A 22,945-nucleotide genomic window follows, 5' to 3' on the forward strand; every position below is an offset into this window, starting at 1 on the left:
ATCCACGCCGGCTGCACACCGGCGCCGACACCAAAAGATAAATCTCACGCTATCGAAGCGCTCGCAAGCGGCGGCAGCACTCTAGAAAATAAAACTACCTATGGGAACCAGGTTGCCAATTCTAATTTCCGCCGCCGGCCCACCTTCAAATTAGAATTTAAATTTTAAAAGGGGTCTTAAATCAGCAAATAATTTCAGGCGGGCAATCCAATAAGCAACAGCAAATTTAAAAATAAAAACGTAAACAATGTAAAAACACATTAATACGCACTGGCTGATTCTAATTTTAAAGCAGAAAAGTTTTGTATATGCGATAAGTTGGACCAGTCTTACGACAAAGGGCCCGGGCTTTCCCTATGCAACAATCGGCTTTTTGTTAGTCTGTTACTGCTGTACTGAATATATAAATATCACAATAAAAAAGCAGATAAATTCCCAAGCCCAACAAGCATTAATCATCGTGGCAGATCACCGCCATTATAAAAACACAATGAAGTTGGCACCCCCATAGATAATTAAAGAAAGACAAAATCATGAATTTGAAAAAATCAGCGATCGCGGCTGCTATTGTAGGCGCCTGTGTGTCCTCACTTGCCAATTCAAAAACTTTGGTCTGGGAAGATAATTTCGACGGCGACAGTATTGATAAGTCCGTTTGGACTTACGATGTGGGCAACTCAGGCTGGGGTAACAATGAGCTGCAAACCTACACCGATGATAGCGCCAATGCCTATGTTGAAGATGGCAACCTTATTATTCAAGCACTGCAAAACGACGACGGCAGTTTTACTTCCGCCCGCCTGAAATCCCTGGGTCGTATGACTTATAAATACGGCACCATTGAAGCCCGCATTAAATTACCCGACCTGGATGCCGGATTGTGGCCCGCCTTCTGGCAGCTGGGTGGCGACTACGGCCAAGTGGGCTGGCCCGCTTGCGGCGAACTGGATATTCTTGAGGCAGGCATGGCAGATGCGCTCAACGCCGGCACGGTCAACTCAGAGGTTTCTGGCGCTTTTCATTGGCAGTATGAATCCGATGAAGGTATAAACTACACAGCGGACTACGGCCTATCAAAAAATCTAGTTGACGACTTCGGCCTCAGCACAGACCTTACCGAGGACTACCATATTTTCGGCATGACCTGGACCCCGGACAGCATCATTATGTGGGTCGACGACGAAGCCAATGAAATCATCAGCTTCAACACTGAACCCGAGGATAGACCCGAGACGCTAGATGAATTCCGCCAGCACAACTTCCTGATTCTAAACCTGGCGGTAGGTGGCAAATTCCCGGGGATTTATGCCAATAGCGACGTCACTGCCCCCATGCCCGCCAAAATGTATGTGGACTATGTTCGCATCTACGATAACGACGACAGCAGCTACAGCACAGAAATCTCCCTGGCTGAAGACACCGCCAAAACAGGTGATATCGGCGTATTTTCCGAGGGCAGCAACCTCTCCGAATCCCTGGAGCTTGGCACCGATACCGAGCTGTATGTCTGGAACCAAAACAGCATGTCAGCTACTGTCAGCGCCGAAGCTGCCGAGGGTGATGAGGCCCTGGAGTTTGATATTACCGCTGGTGAATGGTTCGGCATGGGCTTCTGGATGCACTATGACCTAAACCTAATGAACTACGAAAACGGTCATCTCAATTTCAAAATGAAAACCACCAGCAGCCAGACTATCGGCATTGGTATTTCCAGTACTGGTGGCGGAGATGCCTGGGTAGATCTGGTGGATGGTGATGATACCTACGGCCTGGAGCGCGATGGCGAATGGCATCAGGTCAGTATCCCCCTAAGCAAACTGGGAGTGGACTTCAACACTATCAGTCAGGCGTTTATGATTCGAGGTGATGCCGCCTCTGAAGATTTTGTTCTGTCCATTGACGATATCTACTTTAGCGAAAGTGTTGAAAAAACAGCCCCGACCGGTGTCTTTTCTCTCTACACCGAAACTACAGAGGCCAACTCAACTTTCACACTGGGAACTGATGGCAACCTGTATATTTGGGGCGATACCCTGCTGGAGGCCACTCAAACCCCATTCGAAGGTGAAGAGTCCCTCTCCTATTACTCCTCCGGGGCCGGCTGGTTTGGAATGGCATTTACTGCCGACAGCTACTACGATCTATCCGCCTTCGATAATGATACTGCAACGCTGAATTTCGCCCTGAAAACCAGCTCAGAAACCACCTTTAAAATTGGCATGAAGAGCGGTAGCGTCAGCGATATTGGGCAGCAGTGGATTGAATTTGCCAACGGCTCTGATCCTTACGAATTCGCGCGGGATGGCGAGTGGCACCAGGTATCAATCCCCGTTACTGATTTCAGTAGCGAGGTAGATATGTCAAATGTTATCCAGTTATTTGAGCTACTGGGTGTTGATGGAGATATCAGCGATATTGAGATTGACGACATCTATTTCTCTGGCGGAAGCTCAGACAGCGATAGCAATGGCAACTGCCGTCCTCACTCTCACAAGTGCCACCCTCATCATAAAGGGCACAACCATCGCCATAGAGACTGCAACCCACCCGCACGATGCGCACAGGGACCTCGCAGAAACTAAAAGTACAAGGGCGCTGCCAAATAGCAGCGCCCCTTTCTTTATTACACCACTCAATCTTTTTCACCAATATCAAAACCTGCCTTATTTGCCGACAGATATTACCTTTTAGGATATGACCCGGCGTAAGACAAAGCATAAAAACAATAAATCCAGATTAAATCGCTTACAATTTTGTTCAATGCAGTAGGGCCGGAAAAAAAATTTCCACACAAAATATTTGCGAACAAAAACACAAAAAAGAATTTTTTCTTTTTGTAAAAAAATTACAAGAAATTATCTTTCCGATGTATGCGACAAGCAGGACCACAACTACGACGAGAGGCCTAAATTCACTTCCCTGTAGAACAATCGTTTTGCTAGGCTTTGCTCGTGGCCAGCACCCGATTTTCAAATGAATTGAAGGAAACTGCAATTTAAGTATCTAGCATTCACTAGATTTACAAATAGTATTTAACTGTGTCACACCATCACTATCAGGCATTTTATTCTTATAAATAATTAACAACGAAAGAAAATCATGATTATTAAAAAAACAGCGATAGCAGCCGCTATTGTCGGCACAATTGTGTCCTCAATGGCCAATTCAAAAACTCTGGTCTGGGAAGATAATTTTGACGGGGACACGATCGATACTTCCGTCTGGACCTACGACGTTGGCAACTCCGGCTGGGGCAACAACGAATTACAAAACTATACCGATGATAGCGACAACGCTTACATCGAAGATGGAAACCTAATTATTCAGGCCGTAGAGGAAAGTGACGGCAGCTTTAGCTCGGCACGCCTTAAATCCCTTGGCCGCCTAACCTACAAATATGGAACTATCGAAGCCCGTATTAAATTGCCAGATATGGACGCAGGCCTATGGCCGGCCTTCTGGCAGTTAGGCAGCGACTACGGCCAGGTTGGTTGGCCCGCGTGTGGTGAGCTGGATATTCTCGAAGGCGGTATGGCCGAAGCGCTTGAAGCTGGCATTGTAAACTCTGAAGTATCTGGGGCCTTCCACTGGTGGCACGAGTCCGATGATTACACAGGACAAGCAGACTATGGTGAATCCAAGAACCTGGTTGAAGATTTTGGCTCCAGTACCGACCTGACTGAGGATTACCATATCTTCGGTATGACCTGGACACCTGAAAGCATTGCTATGTGGGTAGACGATGAAACCAATGAGGTTATCAGCATTGGCACCGATGACCCTGCATTTGATGAATTCCAACAACATCACTTTTTAATTCTCAACCTCGCGGTTGGCGGCATATTCCCACAACTTTACGCCAATAGTGATATCACTGCGCCCATGCCAGCCAAGATGTATGTAGACTACGTGCGTATCTATGACAACGATGACAGCAGCTACAGCACTGAACTCTCCTTCGCAGCCGATACTGCGAAAAGTGGCAACCTTGGTGTCTACGGTGATAGTAGTGAATTTTCCGAATCCCTAACATTTGGCACTGACTCCGAGCTCTATGTTTGGAACAACATGGAAAGCCAGGACAGCAGTGACGCACTTGAATTTGAAGTGGGTACTGGCGAATGGTTCGGCATGGGTGTATGGATGCAGTACGACCTGAATTTGATGAACTATCAAAATGGTCACCTGAACTTCCTGATGAAAACGACCACCGAGCAGACCATCGGAATCGGCATTGCCAGCACCAGTGGTGGAGATGCCTGGGTAGACCTGAGCGTTGACGGAGACACTTTTGGACTTGAGCGCGATGGCGAGTGGCATGAAGTAAGCATTCCCCTAAGCAAATTCGGAGTGGACTTCAACACCATCAGCCAGGCAATTATGGTGCGTGGCGACGCACCATCAGAAGCCTTTACCCTATCCTTCGATGATATCTACTTTAGTGAAAGCGTCGATAAGACGGCACCAACAGGTACCTTCTCTATTTACAGCGAAACTACCGAAGCCGACTCCACTTTCGAGCTGGGTACCGATGGTAATCTGTACATTTGGGGAGATACCCTAATTGAAACCTCCCCCTCCCCCTATGAAGGCTCTGAATCCCTATCCTACACATCATCCGGTGCAGGCTGGTTCGGCATGGCCTTTACCGCTGATTATTACTACGACCTATCAGCATTCGACCACGATACTGCCACACTCAACTTCGCCCTGAAGAGCAGCTCGACAACGACTTTCCAGATCGGCATGAAGAGCGGCAGCGTCGGTGATATTGGACAGAAGTGGATTGAGTTTACCAATGGCTCAGATCCCTACGGCTTTACCCGAGACGGTGAATGGCACCAGATATCCATCCCAGTATCCGACTTCAGTGATGAAGTTGACATGTCCGACGTTATCCAGCTATTTGAACTGCTAGGTGTAGATGGCGATATCAATGATATCGAGATCGACAATATCCACTTCGCTGGCGGTAACGGAAGTAGTGATGACTCTGGAAATGACTCAGATAGCGGCGACGATAGTGACAACAGCGAAGCCGGCGACCAAGACCTAACTGCCCAAGCTATCGTCACCGCCAGCAGTGAGGTCCAATCCATAGCTAATGCCGTTGATGGCAACAGCAGCACCCGCTGGGAAAGCGCCCATGGCGGTGACTCAGTATGGGTACTACTGGACCTGGGTGAGGCAGAAGCTCTGAACACCCTGACAATCGACTGGGAAACAGCCAACGCTGAGACCTATACGGTACAAGGCAGTAACGACACTATTTCCTGGACCACACTGGCCAACTTTAGTGGTGGTAGCGCCGGAGAGAGAACCGATGAGCACTCCCTGAGTGGAAGCTATCGATATGTGCGCCTGTACTTCACTGAGCGCAGCACAAGCTATGGCTACTCCATCTGGGAGCTGGGCTTAACTGGTGGCGACGGTCAGGCTTCAAGTATCTCTGCAACCTCTGAACTGCAAAGTGCTGACCTGGCAATCGACGGAGATAGCAACACCCGCTGGGAGAGCGCCCACGGTGTGGACAATGTCAGCCTGACTTATGACTTGGGCTCTGTACAGTCCATTGGCACCCTCAATATCGACTGGGAAACTGCCAATGCGGCTGCCTACACTCTGCTCGGCAGTACCGATGGCAGCAACTGGACAACTGTTGAGTCATTTTCCGGAATGGGAACCGGTGAACGCACCGACGCAATCACCGTAGAGGGAAACTACCGTTACCTGAAGATTGACTGCACTGAACGCAATACCGTGTACGGCTACTCCATTTGGGAAATTAGCACTTACTAATTGCAGCTGGTAGTAGCAACTTGGGCAGCACTTTTACAGTGCTGCCCTGCCTATAATCTGTCCCCGAAAGAACTAAAATTCCAAAGCTAGAGGTACTACACATCTTTGCACAGTAATTCGTTCTAATTCAAAGCCAACCTGAAAATAATAACCTTCCCAAGGCTAACGGTAGACCATCGCCAGGATCGAGCGACCCTGCTTCACGTAACCGCGGAATAAATCCCCAACAGGACCACTTAACTCATTCACTTCAACCCTCTCAAACCCCAAAGAGGAGTAAAAAGGCTCCAGATGGTCGTAGGGAAATGTATAGGTGTCACTATCAAAACGTTCAGCGAGGAGCGTCAGCAGCTGCCTTGCAACACCCTGCCCTTGATGATCTGGTGCAACAGCAACTCCGGCCAGGAGCTTAAAGTTCTCATAGCGCCGCAAATAACCGCAGGCAATCACCTCCCCCGTTCGCCGCGTACTATCCCGCAGTCCTCATGGCGTTTGGCTTTGCCACGAAATCCATACATGCGATAAAATTTGTTCGCTAGCGGAATCTCTATATCTGCCAGCCACTGAACACTATTAGAAGGCTGCGTTTTCGCCATAAACCTGCCCCTGTACCCCTGAAGTAGAAAAATGCCCAGAGAGACCTGTAGCACCTGCCTGCGCCCGCCCAATGTCTGCTACTGCAGTGCGTTGGTGAGCCTGGCTAATACCATAAAAGTGGTGATCATACAGCACCCACATGAAGAGAAGCACCCGTTCAATACCGGGCGTATGGCGAACCTGTGTTTAAATAACAGTGAAATGCTTATTTCTGAAACTCTTCCTAATCAACAGCTGGAAAGGCTACTCGATACACCCAGCGCTCTACTCTATCCGTCACTATCATGGCTACCCCAAACACCCCGATTAGCTGAAGGGAACAATACCCCTAGCCACCAGAATCAGCTGGAAAAGATTGAACAGCTAATTGTTATAGATGCGACTTGGAAAAAATCTAAAAAGATTCTTCACCTGAATCCCAAGCTACAACAGCTTCCAAGAGTCAATCTCAGTGGGGACTTGAAATCCAACTATGCAATTCGGAAAACCACCGTTGCGGATGGTCTGTCAACCATTGAAAGTATTGCCTTGGCTATGACTCGACTTGAAGATAAAAATGAGTATTCCAAGCTTCTGCAACCATTTGAAAAGATGATTAGCCTGCAACAGCAGAGCTATTCAGTAGAGCCAGTTTAGGGCATTTGGTTGTCACAGTCAGTGAGGCCTCAAGCAGAGAACCTAAACAATCACACCACCAGAAAATATCAAATTAGAAATCCCCTGATAGGTCAGCACACACATAAAAATTGATAAGGCATATCGAATAATCGATCGATATCGCTCTTCATCAATCCTCGATTGAAGCTTAAATCCGATAATTAGTCCAAAATATGCAAATACGGTAATTGCAGATAGCGACATCAACTCCAAATCATCAAAACTCAAGTAAACTGAAAGCACAGAAAGCTGTATCAGCTTGCCAATCAAGAAACAAATATTGGAAATAAGGATTACTTCCTTTGAAGACTTGGCAACTTCCAATAAGTAAATCATCAGTAGAGGCGCAATCGCATTAGTCGCGCCACCAATCACCCCAGCCAAGCCGCCCATAATAACAGGAAAAAGTACTGGCCGACTGGAGAATTTGGACAGATAACCCCTTAAACGATTGGAAAACAGGTAAATCAAGATTGAAACCGCCAGTAACAACTTGAGAATATCCGGATTTGCCCAGGTTAACAGCCATGTTCCGGTAAGGCTTCCAATAGACACCAATAGTATTACTAAACTATATTTAGAAAGATCAACCCTATAATCTCGGCACTTATAAAGACTGGATATAATTACCAAAAGCGACGGCAAGATGGTTAACACCACCGCCGTTTTCAAATCATAAGCAAGTGCCAGAATAGGCGTCGCAAGCATTGGGAAACCAAACCCCAATGCTCCGTGAGCCATACCTGCTACCAAAATAAGCAACAACCCAACTATAACTATCTCTATGACCACCCGTTAAGCAACCCTCGATATAGCAGGCATATTAAAACGTATTCGTTTAAGGTGCCTTTTCCTATCCTTAATTCCTGTTCTCGCGTGAAGGTATCGTCGATTATCCAATAACAATATCTGATTATTATTCAACCTAACCTTAAACATATTATGTGGCAACGATATTTTTAGCTCCAGCTCACGTAAAGCATCAAGCTCATCTGAAGAGCAATACTCACGCTCGATAATATCATACCTGTATCTGAAACCATGGCTCTCATCAATTAAGGATGCCTCTATAAACTCAGACGACTTGCGAAACTCTTCAGGAACACGCAGTTTAAACTTACTACTTGAAAGCACCTGGAAAGTTTTATCGGAGAGGCTCTCGATTATCCTGTCGGCACAGACAAGAATATTTTCTCCGCCTCCATGCATATCAGCGTGCACAACGAAGAGACCAAAGTAGCCAGGCATCTCCGATTCAAAAGCACCGTCATTGTGCAAGAAGAATTCTCTATCACTATGAGATATAGCCAATGCCTCATCGCCTGTCTCACCACCAATTCTCACATCCCAAACCGTTCGCCCCATAGAATCATGCTCATGTACCAACCCAATGGTATTGACAATATCCTCCATCACTTCAGCAGAATCATCAGAAAATTTGAGATGGATAAGCGCAATCCCCTTTTTAAACAGGGCTATCTTATAGCTTTCATACTCTATGTCCGAACAGGACCCAAGTTCAAAGCAGCAGTAACTTGGGACTCTAAGTGGCATGGCATGCGATGAAAAATAGAGTGACGACATTTTCAGCTCCCTTGATGAACAATTCCTTTACGATTCCAACAATATGAACTTCTACCCACAAGATAAAAGGAGCAATCTTTATGCCAAATATCACACATGTACCAAACTCATACGTCTCCAACTTTAGTCCCTGATGGCGTTTAAAGCTCTTTAACACCGAAAAAGTAAGTGTCCCCGTGGAAACTCTCTGAATCGCCTATCACAAAGTAACCCAGGCCATTCTAATAAGCCCCCTGTTTATTTCACAAAACAGCAACAATCCTCGGTTCAGGCCAAGATAACCTACCTCCAAGCAGATAAAATTTATCATAGTACGGTAAAACCACAGCGAAATAGCTCCCTAGTCATGACCATTTAATAAAACCACAACAAATACCCCTTAAAAAAGAAAAGAAAGAATCGCAAGATAAGAGCCAATATCGGGGACAAGCATGCCCTATTAACTCCCCAATCAGGTGGAATAATAAAAAGTCAGGCGCTCACAATAAAATATATAAAGTGGATAAAGGTACCACCTATCAGGACCAATTCTGCTTTCGAGCCAAGCCGAGGGGAAAAGTATGGAAGATTTAAAGACACGGGAGCCATTTAAATGCCGTTACCAAACAGCCCCCAAGGAGATATCTAAACAAACCCTCCCCGATGGCAGCCATATAAAGTTGAGCGCCACAACTAAAGTACTCGTCAATTATTCAGAGACACGCAGACGCATACGTCTATTAAATGGGGAGGCCCAAATAAGCATTTGTAAAGAGGTAACCTGGCCATTTATAGTAGAATCACGACAAGCATTGATCCGTACACATAAGGCCACTTTCAATATTGACCAGCGATATGGAGTAACAGAAGTCACTGTTCTCGAAGGGAAAATCACTGTCAGCCCAGTAAAACAAAATAAAAATCGCGCCGAAATAAAGAAAGGGGAGATGCTCAAAGTAACTGAGCACAACACCGGTGCAATCAAAGATTTTGAGGTTTCCAGCTATAAGGATTGGGGAAGTGGATTTACAAAGGCTGATAACATCAGATTAACAGAACTTCTAATATCGCTAAATCGCTTTACAAATACACCACTTGTGACGAGAGACCAGAACACTAGTAGACTACTTGTTAGTGGAGTTTATGACCTGAATCATATAGAAGATACCGTCCTCTGTCTGAGCAAATCTTATAACCTGAAAGTCACAAAAGAAGAGTCTCACACAGTGTTAGAGCTGCTTCCAGAATAATAACCTAGCTTGTTAAATACCAACAAAAGTCGTCTTGTGTACCTAACAATAAAGATAAAACAGTACTTTTCTGTAATTCTACCAGCAAATACGGTCAATCTTAGGGGCTCAGTATTACTAAAAATACGTAGTTTGCTAGCCTAGTACCCTCAGCTGGCAAGGGGTACCAGGAATTCTCTTTCTGGTCCAGAGACTCCGAACCTTGCCAGCTTTTTTTATCACTTTGACTCAAAGTAAGTGACAGTAGAACCAAAGAAAAGACAGTAAATCCTACTCAACCGTATCCTTATCTTCTTGCCTCAAATAACCAGCCGCATTTTCATCTTGAGCTAATTGTCCCTGTTCTGTCATTGGCAGAGCACGACTTTGCTGATTAATAGCATGAATATTCGAAGTGTTTTCCAAGTCTCTACTGCTTGTAATGGAGGCAATAGACTCTCTATCTTTCAAGAAACTAATTACGTCATCCCTGATTTCAGATAAGTCGCGTTCAGACTTATGCATTTCAAGTATATGCCTTGGATACTCCAAGTTTCTCATGCCAGAAGCCGCAAATGTACTTGAGACAACCCTGGTTACTATCACCCAAGGCGTAATCGAACTTCTGACTAGTACATTTTCAGAGCGAGTACTGTCATGTATTCCAGTGCCCGTTGAGATCTTAGATTCAGTGAATGTCCCTTCGCATTTAAAATACACCAATAGTGATTCAAACTGCATCTCAGCAAAGAAGATATGTGACGCATTGACCAACAATCGAGCAAATGTATTAAGAATAAATCCTATCAAAAGCAGGTGAATTAGCGTCATACAGAGAGCGCCACCTGCTGAAATATACTGTTCTAGCAGAGCTAAGCGGCCAGCTTCCCCCTCTAAGGCGCCAAACTCCTGCTTAATGGCTGTAATAGATTCCGGCTGAAAAAAGTGAATAACATCAATCAAAGAGTATGCCAGCCAAATAGCTAGCGCAGTAACAACGATATAAAGCGCATTACCTGCGAAAAGACTAATATCGCGAATCAGCCTGAATTTTTCACCCAAATCAACAGGACGAACCGTAGGTTGTACTTCCTGGATCATTTCCCCATTGAATGAACCTTTACCATCCACTTGCTCTTCAAGTTTTGGATCAAGCTCTCTGTAAATACGATTGGGCACTTCCTTATAACGACGATTTGCCATCACAAGGTTATCCAAGTTTATAAAGATTTCCTTCGGGTGAACCGATTCCTGCCAGTTATCCCTTAATTCAGAAACCTCAGTGACTGGGTTTGCTATTTCGCTTCTAAAGCGCAGCATATAGACAACAGCAAAACTACAAGCAGCGCCTACAAATATAACCCCAAGAATATACAAGAACGGGCTAAAGCTCGGTAAAGCCTCAGTCAATACACCGGACACACTGATTATTTCATCTAGGGAAGTAGTACCTTCCCCCTTAAAAGCCTCAACGCCTAAACTTAACCCCAATCCCAGTAACAGGGGCACCACAATCGAGAATAATATCGTTTTTGCAATACTTCCCCCCGTAAGGCTCGCTACACTTTTCTGGGCTTCCCGTGAAATACCTTTACTCGCAGAGTGCCATACAATCAATGTATAAAGTAAAGCGATGGCAGAGTACATCGGGAATAGCTTTTCTCCCATATCACCAGCAAAACCACTGAGACAAATAAAAGCGACAATGACATAAGAGAGCAAGACAGTTAATGTACTTACCCATGCGCCAAACTGTGCCTGAGCCATATTTCGAATGGGGTATGGCATATAAAGCAATTTAGGGAAGATACTGTGTAATACCCGAGCCAAGAAGCCCTTAGGCTCTAGAAAGGTTGGATTCTTCCGGCCAACTAACATCTCTTCTAAGCCGGAAGCGGTATAAGCCACTTCATTTTTCTCTTCTGATGCCGTACTCGTTTCAGATTTAGAATGGTTAAAAGCTAATGATACGGGATGATTTCGACCAACAAAGAAGCGCAATAAGGCCAAAATGCCGCCTGATAGAGCCCTGATACCGCCGACCAGTAGAATTGCCCCCACTACGACAAGCACCCAACCACTTACGGGGTCCGACTTCACTTGGCCAGCAGCGATAAACAGCAAGATTAGGGCAACAAGAAACTGAACTCCCCCTAATTGCGGTAACCCGGCCTTCTTTCTTAAAAGGGTTCTTCAGGCCCAAATCAATCGAGCCGTAATCAAACGCCATAGAGTATCCCCTTAGTACTGGTACTTATGCTTAACGCCTTAATCTGCTAAAAGAAGATATACTTCTCAACTCAATGCAGCTTAAGGCTTTCCTGACTATTTTTCACTCACTTTATATAAAGATACTTACTATGCACTAGTAAGCTAATTGCAGCCCCCTATGTGTTGCATGTATTTCCGTATAACTGGGTATTCTTGAGGGCTTGGATAAGGAGTTATAGGCTGCTCACATATGGCCTGTACAACGCCTAGCCGATAAGTTACCTATACCTGTTCCCAGGCCAGAACATAGAATCGAGTTAATTCTCTCCGGGGAGTTTGATCGGTTAAATAGCTGCACAGAGTTTAAGATTGCTCGAAAAACGTAATATGCATTTAGCCTATTGGAAACATCTTCCGGCACGCGCGTAGTTGGAGCTGATATTAAATATGGCCAATTTTCATGGGAGGTAGGTACTAATACAGCTGATCCTATCGGGAGTTCTACATGAAAGTCGGATTTGATCCGTGCTTGCACCCGATCCTCTACTTGAAAACCGAGCCTACCCATAATTGGCAGATCCAACCCTCCATCCCTAATTCCGAAGCTATTGGCAGGGCTAACCATTGCATCAGCTGATTTGGAAAAGAAATCTCCCTCAATAACACCTACAACTCCAAAATCTTCAAATACTTCGCTCCAAGCTTCCACAAGCTCCTTGGGCTTATCAATTAAATAGATTTTATCTGGCAGCATAGGTATCTCAACCTTCAAAAGAACAGAAACATGTAGCAATATATAATCAACAGTATCTACAGCTCATAATTCCCTCACCTGATAATCAACTGTAAAATCCTTTACCCATGTAATTCCAGAGCCACTCATAACTTCATTCCCAAGTTCTATATCGGCAATAAATAGCCCCTTAGGGATTAAACTATTTCGAACTGCGTAATTCAGTAATTCCAAACCAGGAATAGCGGCAATCATGGAAGGTTGCTTGGCCCTAAATGATACATACACCCAATTATTATCATTTACTCCCGACATATCCTTCCAATTCTTATGGTACCAAACCTCCCATACTGAATCATTAATTGATACCTCACTATGTTTTATCCCTGCAGGATTGAAATGTCCGTCAGTAAAATATGTCCAGATCATAATTTCAGCAGCTATTACTGAACGATTTGGTTCACGCCCCCTATAAGCTTCAGAAATTAACCACATCGTCGTAGCCGTATTATAATCTCCACTCGATTTGCTTTCTGTATGATGTGAAATGCCAAGCTTCGCCAGGCTGGATATCTTTAAGGGAAATGCATCATCAAACTTAGGTTCCGGCGCCCAAGGAGAAGACCCTATTTTTATTTGTGGTTGGGAATAAATTACCCGTCGATCTAAAGGCCAAGACCATGACCAACCAAATTGTAACTCACCCTCTACCAGTCTTTTCTCCAAACATTGGGACCAAGGATCATCTTCTGCAGCATATTTATTCCAGACATTATTATTCATTATACCCAGCTTGGTAGCTACATTGTGAAAGTCTTCACAGCTAATAGTTGTAGTTTCTGGCTTTACCCAACCAGAACCATTACTAACTTTAGTAGCACAAGAAGCAGTCATAATAATAAAAAAACACAATAAAAATCTCAAAACCCCACTTCCCAGTAAGTTACCAAATAGCATTTTTACTCTTAAACTACCTAATTCTTTATTTTTGATAACAAACAAAATATTTATCATCCAATATTAGCCCCACCACCCATACTTTCGGCAACTGGTACATAACGTATATTGTTATGCCGCAATAGAGGAAAACAATATACATTTATATACTTACTCTTGCCTAACTCTAATGTTGAAAATCCGTTCCACTCATGGATAAATTGAGCCCACCTTCGGCGGCCACCGAAGGCCTTGTTTGTCACACTTGGTTTGATTGCCAACTCATAACAGTCATTAATACCCAGGAGCGTGACGGACACTCACTAGGCATAGCTCAGATAGCACTATGGGCAATGGGCCTCAAGCCAGACTAGCAAGTCAGAGATAGCTTATCTTATGAAACCTACAGAGATCGATATCGATATCGATATCGATATCAGCAGTAAACAACTCAATATTTATGTGAAACCTACTGACCAATTCTTTAGTGTTGCCAATGATAAAAATTACATTAAGGGCACCATTAAACAACGACAACCACTTAAACCTCAAAGAGCATTAATAGAGCCTATAGGAGGACTCGAGATAGAGTTTTTTGTGCCGCAGACAAAGCAGGATTACCTGTAGTTTTTTGCAATCGTTCTCAGATAAGAGGCTTTGCCAAATCCGCAGGACATTTTACCAAGGCTGGCAGGCTAGATACTATTGATATCACACAATTTGGCGAGAATATGAAAGCAAGACTATCAGCGCTTAAGCCAGAAAAAATCTGAGAGATCAGTGACTTACTAACTGTGAGAGGTCAGCGTTTAGAGATGAGCACAATGCAAAAGAATCGGCTTCAGATTATTGTTGATTGCCAAAGGAGTCGGAAATGTATTGGCTTATACGCTAATTAGTGAACTTCCTGAGCTAGGAAAATTGAATCGTATAGAAATTGCCACACTTGTAGGTATCGCCCCGATAAACCATGATAGCAGCAGCTTCCCGGGAAGGAGATATATTCGGGATGGAAGGCATCCTATACGCACGGTTCTGTTTGTTTCCATCACGTCGGCCATACAACATCACCCCAAGTTAAAGTCGATGTATAAGCGATTAGTCGACGCCGGAAAACCTAAAAAGCTTGCTCTGATTACGTGCATGAAAAAGCAGATTACGATCCTGAATACGATGGTGAAAAATAGCACCTACTGGGATGAAAGTATGGCTTAAAGACTTTACGAGCAACCATAGTCACTAGTTATGTGTTTTCAATACCTGCCCATGACTGGGCGCTTACTAACTTGACCTCTACAATAATCTCTTCAAATTCTGGAGAAAAGTCTTCAACATGAATAAAGTCATTGGAAATTTTATTACCTGATTCATCTTGAAGTATCAACTCCAGATCATCTCTCTTTTGATAATACTCATCATATTGCTCGCTGGTGAATAACTTAAAAACATTTTTTACTTTTTGATAGCCCGGACCTTGTATAAAACGCCCATGAACCATGCCCATACTTAAATCAGAATACTCCAGTCTCGATTGACCTATGTAAAAATCTTTTGAAAATATATAGTAATTCATATGTTCACATAACGCTCGCAGCTGCAGACGACTTGTAGCGACGAAGTAGTAGAAAGGCGTTCCGGCAGTCTGCGTTTGATATGTATTTTATGTGTCCGCATAGATACTGGCCTCTCTGACACTCAATATTTCAGCTTTCTCCCAGTTTTTATACTATGAACCTGTAGCTCACCGGTAAGAAGCCCATCCCTATTTTCTGCGCATTAAACTTCTGCGACTTTCTCGGCAGCACTAAATATTTCAACACCCACCTCTGACTCTATATCAGAGATGACGCCATACGACAAAGCCTGGTCGTTTTTTAAGCTCACTCAAGAAGGAAGTCAGTAAAAAGGTTCCCTCCCCTGCGTACCGGTCCATTATATCTTTCGATAAAGGTGTACCTACTTGAACTCTATTCATCTATCAAATCTTTGTTACACATTCCGTTGAGTGAAGGGGAGAAGCACCCAGTGCTTTGTCCCGCTTGCTCGACTTGTATGGTTGTTCTTGCCCGATTCTGATGTTGAAAATCCTTTTCGTTAACGGGTAAATTGAGACCCACCTTCGGCGGCCACCGAAGGCCTTGTTTATCACAGTTCGCTGCTTGGCTGGTTCGTAAAAGACCGATAACAAGTATGAACGTGATAAGCACTCACTAGGCATAACTCGGATAGTCATGTGGGCCTCGAGCCCGAATAGCAAGGCGGAGATAGCTTATCTTATGGAACCTCAAGAGATCAATGTCGGTATCGATACCAGCAGTAAACAACTCGATATTTATGTGAGACCTACTGGCCAATTCTTTAGTGTTGCCAATGATAAAAATGGCATTAAGGATGCCATTAAACAATTACAACCTCTTAAACCTCAAAGAGTATTAATAGAGTCTACAGGAAGACTCGAATTAGAGTTTGTTTGCGCCGCTGACAAAGCAGGATTACCTGTTGTTGTTTGCAACCCTTCACAGATAAGAAGCTTCGCCAAATCCGCAGGGCGCCTCGCCAAAACTGACAAGCTAGATGCAATGGATATTGCACATTTTGGTGAGGCCATGAAGCCAAGACTATCGGAGCTAAAGCCAGAAAAGCTTTGGGAGATCAGTGACTTACTGGCTGTAAGAAGTCAGTGTTTAGAGATGAGTACAATGCAAAAGAATCGGCTTCAGAGGATGCCGAAATCAGTACACAAACCTATCCAGACCATTCTAAACACCATCAAGAAAGAGTTACAAGGTATCGACAAGCAACTGGATAAACTGGTTAACAGTGTGTCTGAGTGGCGGCAAAGGCGCGACCTATTGTTGAGTGCCAAAGGGGTCGGAAATGTATTGGCTTATACGCTGATGAGTGAACTTCCCGAACTAGGAAAATTGAACCGTAAAGAAATCGCTGCACTTGTAGGTATCGCTCCGATGAACCGTGATAGCGGCAGCTTCCAGGGAAAGAGATATATTCGAGGAGGAAGGCATCGTGTACGAACAGTTTTGTTTGTCTCCATCATGTCAGCCATTCAGCATCATCCCAAATTAAAGCCGATGTATAAGCGATTAGTCGACGCTGGCAAACCTAAAAAGGTTGCTCTGATTGCCTGCATGAGAAAGCAGATTACCATCCTGAATACGATGGTGAAAAATAACACCTATTGGGATGAAAGTATGGCTTAAAAACTTGACGAGTAACCATAGTCACTTGTATTGCCATAACGGCAGATACTCATGAGGTATAGTAAAGACCACATGAAAATGTTCTGTATCAAATAATTTACGACGCTGCTGATCAACCCACTGGAGCTGTTTTCTGCCTGAGCAGAGCGGGCAACTTCTATGCCTACAAGAATGATGCTGTTCAGTGACATGGTTGTGCTTACAACGATAATAACTGCTTCCCATCGATTTTGTACGGCATTCTTGTATCGAGGAGATAGCTTTTAAATTTTTTAGTGGCTGCGCAGTTTTAGATAAATAACCACTGTACGCAGAAAATATATTTTGCAATACCCGGTTATGCATTTTCTAAAATGCCTCTTATAATTTAAAAGTGGCACCACTCCCGCGCAGCGGGTTTGTACAACGCCGCCATAAACGGCGCGAGTTTATGAGCGTCCGGCGACCAAAGGGAGCGAATTTAATGGCTTTGTTATGCGCTAGGACAATTAACACCACTACAGTACTCCTGAACGCCTGATTTCAGCTCTTTGACTGCACATTGTTCTTGCAGCTGATTCTCTAGCTTGATAATAAATGGGTAGATTGCATCAACAGCTTCTTGGGGTGGATAGCAGTTTAGACACCCATACCCATGTCTGAATTCGACTTTTCCATCGTAGGATTCTAAAAAATAGAAGTTATTCTTAATTCCGCTATACGTATACCAGTAGCGATGAACGATATTTGGCTTTTCTATTCTATGCAAAGTTAATGGTCTGCCCCCTTCCTCCCTACTGTAAGAAATTTGAGAGATACCATCGATAGCTTGCACAGCGGACAAAACACAATCGGTAGTCGGGTATGCCTCGAAATATGCGACACGAGTGACTCCTCTTATTGTGTCACAGCCCGTTAATATCAAAAATAGTATTGGTATTAGTAGATACTTCATATCAATTTCGCGTATAACGCCTCAAACACCGGCTTAGTGAAGTTGGCGGCTTTTTTGGAACAAAAAAGGTGACAGCTTTGCCAAGTCCGAGTGCTTTGACTTGTTAAGCCTTTGGTTCGAAATAAAGCTCATACCTTTCTAAGTGCTCCAGTTTAAAAAATTCTTGGTCTTCAAGATCTTCTACGGCATCAGGGTCTTCCTTGCCTGAATTTAGAGATCTTATGGTTAGCTTGTAAACCCCAGCCCCAATATTAAACTCTGGCTCATCATCACGACCATAAACTGGTGATGACAATTTTACCTTGCCAGAATTGATTATAATTTCAGTGATAGCATCATGCCCGCCTTCAGGCAGTGCTTCACTGGGGGCACCTTTGTGGATGGTCACAGCATGATCATTGTAATCACCGATAGCAACAACATGGATGCTGTTCTTACCTTGAAGATATCCTTTTTTAAGCACTTCATCAGACCACTCTTCATCTACCGCATAAGGGTCGGCATCACTGTCAAAGACATAAAACTGATAGTGATCTGCAAATATTCTGTGTTGTCCGATCATGACTTCTCTTGAGGCTTAATCGGGATAGGGAGGCACCTCACGATGCCTCTCCTCCCACACCACCAGGCATACGGGTCACGTACCATGGCGGTTCAATTCTATTCCCCTTCCTATCTGCCAATTCCGGCAGCCCCAAGTTCCTAAAGTATCTATTTGGCAATGCTCTGTAAAGGGCAGGACTTTTGCTTAGCCTCCATGGTCCATGCGCTGATTTGGCCGTGTTCCACGCTAAAAAGCGATCAACACCCAGCTTTCTTAATCTGCGGTAACCACTACGTCCCCATTGCTTCCATAGATAACATCGCAACTTCCGCCTTATCCACTTGTCCAGATCTTTCAGAGGGCTCAGTACTTCACTGATGTCAAAGTACGCTTTCCAACCAAGCAGGGACTTCTTTAACTCTTCTATGATCTGAGTAAACTTGCGGCCTCGTGTTCGGCGGGTGATCATTCTGATCTTTGCCTTCAATTTATTAATCGATGATTCTGATACCTTTATCCGGGCATCCTTCTTCAGCAATCTAAATCCTAGAAAGCTCCGCTTCCAGAAGTGATCCTCTGCACTCTTCTCAGTATTTACTGTGAGCTTCAGCTTACATTTGATGAAGTGCGTAAGGCTTACTTTTATCCGCTCTGCAGACCGACGACTTCCCACCAGTATTTGAAAATCATCGGCATATCGCACAAAACTGAGTTGCCGCTTGTGCAGCTCCCAGTCCAGTTCATTAAGCACAATATTAGCTAGAAGCGGAGATAGCGGCCCACCTTGCGGTACGCCTTTTGTAGTAGCTATTAACTCGCCATCGACTACCGTCGGCGCTTTTAGGTATCGGTTTATCAACCCCAGAACATCAGCCGGTATTCCACTTTTCTTCAGTGTTAGCATGAGCTTGTCATGATTCACTTCATCAAAGAAGGATTTCAAGTCCATATCGATCGTCCAGCGCTTTCCTTGCCGGACAAAGTTTTGGACCTGTCTAATCGCCTGGTGTGCCGATCGATTTGGTCTAAAACCAAAACTAAGAGCATGAAACTTCGGCTCCCATTGCTCACTGAGTATCTGTGCGATAGCTTGTTGGATCAACCTATCTTGCACAGTGGGTATACCCAATGGACGCAGGCCTCCATTGCCTTTTGGTATAAAGACGCGTTTCACCGGTTGAGGACGATAGCTACTACTTAACACCTTTTGTCGGGTAGCAATCCAGGTCTGCTTAAGATGTTCCGGCAACTGTTTTACCGTCATACCATCGAGACCTGGCGCACCCTGGTTACGAGAAACTTGTTGTAATGCTCGAAACAGATTATTCCTATCTAGAATTCGCTGCATTAAAAGAGATGGGAAATTGGACAATGTATGATTAAGTTTCCAGTTTGATGTTCATCCAGAAAAAAATATTTTTTTTCTGGCAACTAAGTTACTTGTCAGATGCAGTCATCAAGCTCTGCATTAATAATACCGTCCAGAATTGTTCAGGCCTTCAGTAGCACGAAATCTACCTACTATGCCCTCTGCTGACTTCTATGGGTCGGTCAAAACCAATCTCTCAGTTTTCAGTTACTCCATTAACAACCCATAGACCTCCCAGGGTAAGACATTTAACTTTCTTCACGTAGATGCTGGATTTATAAAACGTAGGCCAGTTGTGGATGGAGAGCTTTATGGTCACGTGCCCACTGGCTCCGCCTACGTCACACCTCATATCCAGTTCTTGTTCATCACCCCGTGAATTTGCGTTGGGCTTCCTCCAGCCAATACCTCGCGATATTAACCTTGCCCTTTCGCTAACCTTCGGCTCCACGAATACCTGGTAAGAGGACTTTCACCTCTCTAGTTAAATGCCATGCCTGGCACACACGCCGCTAGCAAGGGCAGCCGAAGCAACGCGTAGGCTGTCCAGCCCAGCCCCGAAGGGGTTGGGCGAGCTTGCCTAGCCTGGTTATGGCTGGCGCGCTCGGGACCGACTACTAGCACTTTGCCAGCCATAGTTTGGCTGGCCGCTGCCCAATATTTACGAGGGAAGAATACCGCACTTTCCCTAACCAATTCCTATCTTACTGGCAATCCGCGAAATTGCAGCGGACTGCCTCTTTTTACAACACCCGAGCGAACACTCTTGGAGCGAAACTGCCTGAATAGCAATCAGTAAAATTGCTCAATACCAGATGCTATTTAGTGGCACGAAACCTTCAGTTATCACGAAAAATCAATAAAACCGACCGCCACAATAACGCCCGCGTAATAGGCGCGAGCTTGCGAGCGTCCTAATTGACGCGCTTGTTAAGCGATTCATGCCGACTTTTCCAATGCCCAATCGCTTGGCCCAGAGACTGCCAATATAGGAGCGCGAACTCTAATATCGATCCGAGAAAGCAGCCCATACAATAGGTCGTTTAAATTATGGTCATTTAGATAGTGCGAAACAAACATATCGAGAGAGTCTATTTTACCGGTAAGGCTATATGCTTCTTTTATATTCGGGTGATTGAAGAGCTTTTCGGTAAATACATAATTCTTGAATACAGGCAAAATATTCTCTGCTTCAGACTCCCGTTTAGCTTCAGAAACTGCCTCCTCTAAAGCAGCCTCATCAATTGACGCTTCCTTTTTCAAGATTGCCACTGAATCTATGTCGCCCAGCGCATGACTTAAATAGTTGAAATACATATCTTGCCACTGCATCCTGACGATGCCTTTTTGAATATCTTCATTCATGGCTTTAAATAGCTCATCAAAATTGGTGGCCAAATTAGAAAGAAGAGATAATGACTTATTGAGATTCTTTAAGTCCGAATTCTCACCAACCTCCATACCACTTATAACAGTGATCATTTTCTCTAGCTGTGATTCGGCCTCTTTGGCAATTATTGCCTGCCTCTGCTGAATTCTGTTTTTTCGGAATTGAACAAAAGCCAAAATAAAAGCTAGAGCAGTAGCTATTTGTGCGATGCCATTGATGAGGTCTAAAAACGTTATTTGGGCACCAGAGTCGTATCCATTCACAATTCCATATATAACACAGGCGCCATAGGTGACATACGCTGTGATTATCACAACGATACAAATCATCCCGACTAGATCAAGCGATATAGGCCTTTTTAGATTCGGTTTTTCAAATAGCACGATGCTAGTTCCTTGCTACCGCTTAACGCCGCATTCAGCGGCTTGTCCGCTGTAATGCTTTGTTAAACGCTTTACCGGCTAAATCTATCAACTTAGATGAGTTCGTTTTGATATTTTTTATAGTGGTGAATAAGGTTTTTCTATAAATAGATTCCTCTCTACCCCCAAACAACTCTCTGCTTGAATTTGAAACCTTGATGCCGATTAGTATTGAAAATACAAAAACAAGAATAACCCATCGCTTATTTTCTTTAGTAGATTTTCCATTAATTTTATTCTTAATCTCTTTAAATTTACTCCACTCTCTTGTGATAGTCGGCATTATAGCCTCTATAGAAAGTGCATACTTTGTATAAGGATTCACATCGCCTTTAAGTAAGCCGGGATGCCTGTTCAGATCAACACTTAATGAACTGCAATAGGCTGATGTTTTACAATTATTAGTATTGTATCGCTCGATTTCAGCCTTCAAGTTAACAGCACTGATATTCTGGTTTCTGGATAATGATAATATCTCATCAATATTTGGAGCCGAGGTAAGAGTGACCTCTACATCGTTCATGTTTCTATAGCGATCAATGTAATTTTTAGATTCTTCTGACCACAAACATAGATCCTGGTATTCTTTTTTCAGATTACCGGCACATCCGTTGTTTAGGCGTCTTAACTCGTTATCCAGTCTTGAAAGTGATGTATAAAGATTACTTTTTGCTTGTGAAAGCTCATTAGATGGGCCGACTGTGCTTTGATCGCTTACATAAAAAACAATTGCTGACACACCAAAAAGGTACCAAATATGGTCAAAGAAGCTTTTAAAACTCTTGCCTGCTCGGAATGCATGAAGAGTAATTGTTGCTATCGACCAGCTAAGCACGACTACAGTAATAGAGTTTATTAGAGCCCCTTCAGGCAAGCCCATTTGATCTGGACCACCTGATCCAATGGTAAACCTCTCTGGAACTACTGGTTCAACCGTATACACCCCAAAGCTATGCAATATGCATGGAGATAGCCAGGCCGCAAAGAGCGCAAGTGCAAACCTACTAGATAGTGCTACGGAGGAAATTACATTAACTAGGCATAGGAGCAATAGAAATAAAAAATAACCTCCTGAAATAATGTTTATTGTGCCCGGCAAATCAATATATGGGCCACTCCATATACTAGTTATTCCCAATGCCTGAAGGTTCTGTAATAAAGCGTAAGAGCCTGTCAAAGCAATGAAGTAAATGGGGGATAAGAAATCTAAGATTGCTTCCATAATTATCGTTTAACAGTGTATTCAAAAGCAGCTGCATTATATCACCTGCCAATATATCCCAGGAGTAAGAATTCACCAAAACCCAAAAAACACATACAAATCAGTGAGTTAGTCAACGCCA

19 protein-coding genes are annotated in these 22,945 nt (G+C 44.0%); 7 read left to right on the plus strand and 12 right to left on the minus strand.

Annotated elements, in window-relative coordinates:
* Positions 1–533 precede the first annotated feature (533 nt).
* Both P0078_RS07185 and P0078_RS07190 read left to right on the plus strand, forming a co-directional pair.
* Complete coding sequence (locus tag P0078_RS07185; RefSeq protein ID WP_282933756.1) at positions 534–2,582, plus strand: glycoside hydrolase family 16 protein; 2,049 nt, start codon at positions 534–536, stop codon at positions 2,580–2,582.
* Between the two features lie 517 nt (positions 2,583–3,099).
* On the plus strand, positions 3,100–5,799 hold the full coding sequence (locus P0078_RS07190; protein ID WP_282933757.1) for a discoidin domain-containing protein: 2,700 nt from the start codon (positions 3,100–3,102) through the stop codon (positions 5,797–5,799).
* A gap of 162 nt (positions 5,800–5,961) precedes the next feature.
* On the opposite strand, the gene P0078_RS07195 is transcribed toward P0078_RS07190, so the two are convergent.
* Complete coding sequence (locus P0078_RS07195) at positions 5,962–6,249, minus strand: GNAT family N-acetyltransferase (RefSeq protein WP_282933758.1); 288 nt, start codon at positions 6,247–6,249, stop codon at positions 5,962–5,964.
* A 177-nt stretch (positions 6,250–6,426) separates the two neighbouring features.
* Here P0078_RS07195 and P0078_RS07200 point away from each other — a divergent pair, with 177 nt between their 5' ends.
* On the plus strand, positions 6,427–7,032 hold the full coding sequence (locus tag P0078_RS07200) for a tRNA-uridine aminocarboxypropyltransferase (RefSeq protein WP_282933759.1): 606 nt from the start codon (positions 6,427–6,429) through the stop codon (positions 7,030–7,032).
* A gap of 42 nt (positions 7,033–7,074) precedes the next feature.
* Here P0078_RS07200 and P0078_RS07205 read toward each other — a convergent pair whose 3' ends face one another.
* The gene (locus P0078_RS07205) at positions 7,075–7,845 is read right to left on the minus strand and encodes a sulfite exporter TauE/SafE family protein (protein ID WP_282933760.1); all 771 of its coding nucleotides are present in this window, start codon (positions 7,843–7,845) and stop codon (positions 7,075–7,077) included.
* Positions 7,846–7,848: 3 nt separating this feature from the next.
* Positions 7,849–8,637, minus strand: coding sequence for a TauD/TfdA family dioxygenase (locus P0078_RS07210; protein ID WP_282933761.1), 789 nt, complete (start codon positions 8,635–8,637; stop codon positions 7,849–7,851).
* 560 nt (positions 8,638–9,197) lie between these two features.
* On the opposite strand from P0078_RS07210, the gene P0078_RS07215 reads away from it, so the two are divergent.
* Positions 9,198–9,866, plus strand: coding sequence for a FecR family protein (locus P0078_RS07215; RefSeq protein ID WP_282933762.1), 669 nt, complete (start codon positions 9,198–9,200; stop codon positions 9,864–9,866).
* A 270-nt stretch (positions 9,867–10,136) separates the two neighbouring features.
* Here the strand turns inward: P0078_RS07215 and P0078_RS07220 are convergent, their stop codons facing one another.
* From P0078_RS07220 to P0078_RS07230, 3 genes are all read right to left on the minus strand, one after another.
* Positions 10,137–11,906, minus strand: coding sequence for a hypothetical protein (locus P0078_RS07220; RefSeq protein WP_282933763.1), 1,770 nt, complete (start codon positions 11,904–11,906; stop codon positions 10,137–10,139).
* A 394-nt stretch (positions 11,907–12,300) separates the two neighbouring features.
* Complete coding sequence (locus P0078_RS07225; protein ID WP_282933764.1) at positions 12,301–12,810, minus strand: macro domain-containing protein; 510 nt, start codon at positions 12,808–12,810, stop codon at positions 12,301–12,303.
* Positions 12,811–12,873: 63 nt separating this feature from the next.
* The gene (locus P0078_RS07230; RefSeq protein WP_282933765.1) at positions 12,874–13,803 is read right to left on the minus strand and encodes a GH12 family glycosyl hydrolase domain-containing protein; all 930 of its coding nucleotides are present in this window, start codon (positions 13,801–13,803) and stop codon (positions 12,874–12,876) included.
* Between the two features lie 318 nt (positions 13,804–14,121).
* Between P0078_RS07230 and P0078_RS07235 the strand changes: the two genes are divergently transcribed.
* A complete protein-coding gene (locus tag P0078_RS07235) occupies positions 14,122–14,352 on the plus strand; it encodes a hypothetical protein (RefSeq protein WP_282933766.1) in 231 nt (76 codons plus the stop codon).
* Between the two features lie 225 nt (positions 14,353–14,577).
* Positions 14,578–14,940, plus strand: coding sequence for a transposase (locus P0078_RS07240; protein ID WP_282934567.1), 363 nt, complete (start codon positions 14,578–14,580; stop codon positions 14,938–14,940).
* A gap of 28 nt (positions 14,941–14,968) precedes the next feature.
* Here the strand turns inward: P0078_RS07240 and P0078_RS07245 are convergent, their stop codons facing one another.
* A complete protein-coding gene (locus tag P0078_RS07245; RefSeq protein ID WP_282933767.1) occupies positions 14,969–15,298 on the minus strand; it encodes a hypothetical protein in 330 nt (109 codons plus the stop codon).
* A gap of 703 nt (positions 15,299–16,001) precedes the next feature.
* Between P0078_RS07245 and P0078_RS07250 the strand changes: the two genes are divergently transcribed.
* Positions 16,002–16,943, plus strand: coding sequence for an IS110 family RNA-guided transposase (locus P0078_RS07250; protein ID WP_282933768.1), 942 nt, complete (start codon positions 16,002–16,004; stop codon positions 16,941–16,943).
* 21 nt (positions 16,944–16,964) lie between these two features.
* On the opposite strand, the gene P0078_RS24525 is transcribed toward P0078_RS07250, so the two are convergent.
* From P0078_RS24525 to P0078_RS07270, 5 genes are all read right to left on the minus strand, one after another.
* On the minus strand, positions 16,965–17,288 hold the full coding sequence (locus P0078_RS24525) for a transposase zinc-binding domain-containing protein (protein WP_353057054.1): 324 nt from the start codon (positions 17,286–17,288) through the stop codon (positions 16,965–16,967).
* Between the two features lie 692 nt (positions 17,289–17,980).
* Complete coding sequence (locus P0078_RS07255; RefSeq protein WP_282933769.1) at positions 17,981–18,439, minus strand: hypothetical protein; 459 nt, start codon at positions 18,437–18,439, stop codon at positions 17,981–17,983.
* 37 nt (positions 18,440–18,476) lie between these two features.
* A complete protein-coding gene (gene ltrA / locus P0078_RS07260; RefSeq protein ID WP_282933770.1) occupies positions 18,477–19,769 on the minus strand; it encodes a group II intron reverse transcriptase/maturase in 1,293 nt (430 codons plus the stop codon).
* A 960-nt stretch (positions 19,770–20,729) separates the two neighbouring features.
* Complete coding sequence (locus P0078_RS07265) at positions 20,730–21,563, minus strand: hypothetical protein (protein ID WP_282933771.1); 834 nt, start codon at positions 21,561–21,563, stop codon at positions 20,730–20,732.
* 34 nt (positions 21,564–21,597) lie between these two features.
* The gene (locus P0078_RS07270; RefSeq protein WP_282933772.1) at positions 21,598–22,824 is read right to left on the minus strand and encodes a hypothetical protein; all 1,227 of its coding nucleotides are present in this window, start codon (positions 22,822–22,824) and stop codon (positions 21,598–21,600) included.
* Between the last annotated feature and the right edge of the window lie 121 nt (positions 22,825–22,945).

It is taken from the genome of Microbulbifer sp. VAAF005 (assembly GCF_030012985.1).
Classification (GTDB): domain Bacteria; phylum Pseudomonadota; class Gammaproteobacteria; order Pseudomonadales; family Cellvibrionaceae; genus Microbulbifer.

Bases quoted from the DNA above. Each gene is read 5' to 3' on its own strand.
- P0078_RS07235 (WP_282933766.1), top strand. From the start codon at position 14,122: ATGAAACCTACAGAGATCGATATCGATATCGATATCGATATCAGCAGT.
- P0078_RS07185 (WP_282933756.1), top strand. From the start codon at position 534: ATGAATTTGAAAAAATCAGCGATCGCGGCTGCTATTGTAGGCGCCTGT.
- P0078_RS07225 (WP_282933764.1), bottom strand. From the start codon at position 12,810: ATGCTGCCAGATAAAATCTATTTAATTGATAAGCCCAAGGAGCTTGTG.
- P0078_RS07190 (WP_282933757.1), top strand. From the start codon at position 3,100: ATGATTATTAAAAAAACAGCGATAGCAGCCGCTATTGTCGGCACAATT.
- ltrA (WP_282933770.1), bottom strand. From the start codon at position 19,769: ATGCAGCGAATTCTAGATAGGAATAATCTGTTTCGAGCATTACAACAA.
- P0078_RS07255 (WP_282933769.1), bottom strand. From the start codon at position 18,439: ATGATCGGACAACACAGAATATTTGCAGATCACTATCAGTTTTATGTC.
- P0078_RS07270 (WP_282933772.1), bottom strand. From the start codon at position 22,824: ATGGAAGCAATCTTAGATTTCTTATCCCCCATTTACTTCATTGCTTTG.
- P0078_RS24525 (WP_353057054.1), bottom strand. From the start codon at position 17,288: ATGCATAACCGGGTATTGCAAAATATATTTTCTGCGTACAGTGGTTAT.
- P0078_RS07245 (WP_282933767.1), bottom strand. From the start codon at position 15,298: ATGAATTACTATATATTTTCAAAAGATTTTTACATAGGTCAATCGAGA.
- P0078_RS07215 (WP_282933762.1), top strand. From the start codon at position 9,198: ATGGAAGATTTAAAGACACGGGAGCCATTTAAATGCCGTTACCAAACA.
- P0078_RS07210 (WP_282933761.1), bottom strand. From the start codon at position 8,637: ATGTCGTCACTCTATTTTTCATCGCATGCCATGCCACTTAGAGTCCCA.
- P0078_RS07230 (WP_282933765.1), bottom strand. From the start codon at position 13,803: ATGATAAATATTTTGTTTGTTATCAAAAATAAAGAATTAGGTAGTTTA.
- P0078_RS07250 (WP_282933768.1), top strand. From the start codon at position 16,002: ATGGAACCTCAAGAGATCAATGTCGGTATCGATACCAGCAGTAAACAA.
- P0078_RS07200 (WP_282933759.1), top strand. From the start codon at position 6,427: ATGCCCAGAGAGACCTGTAGCACCTGCCTGCGCCCGCCCAATGTCTGC.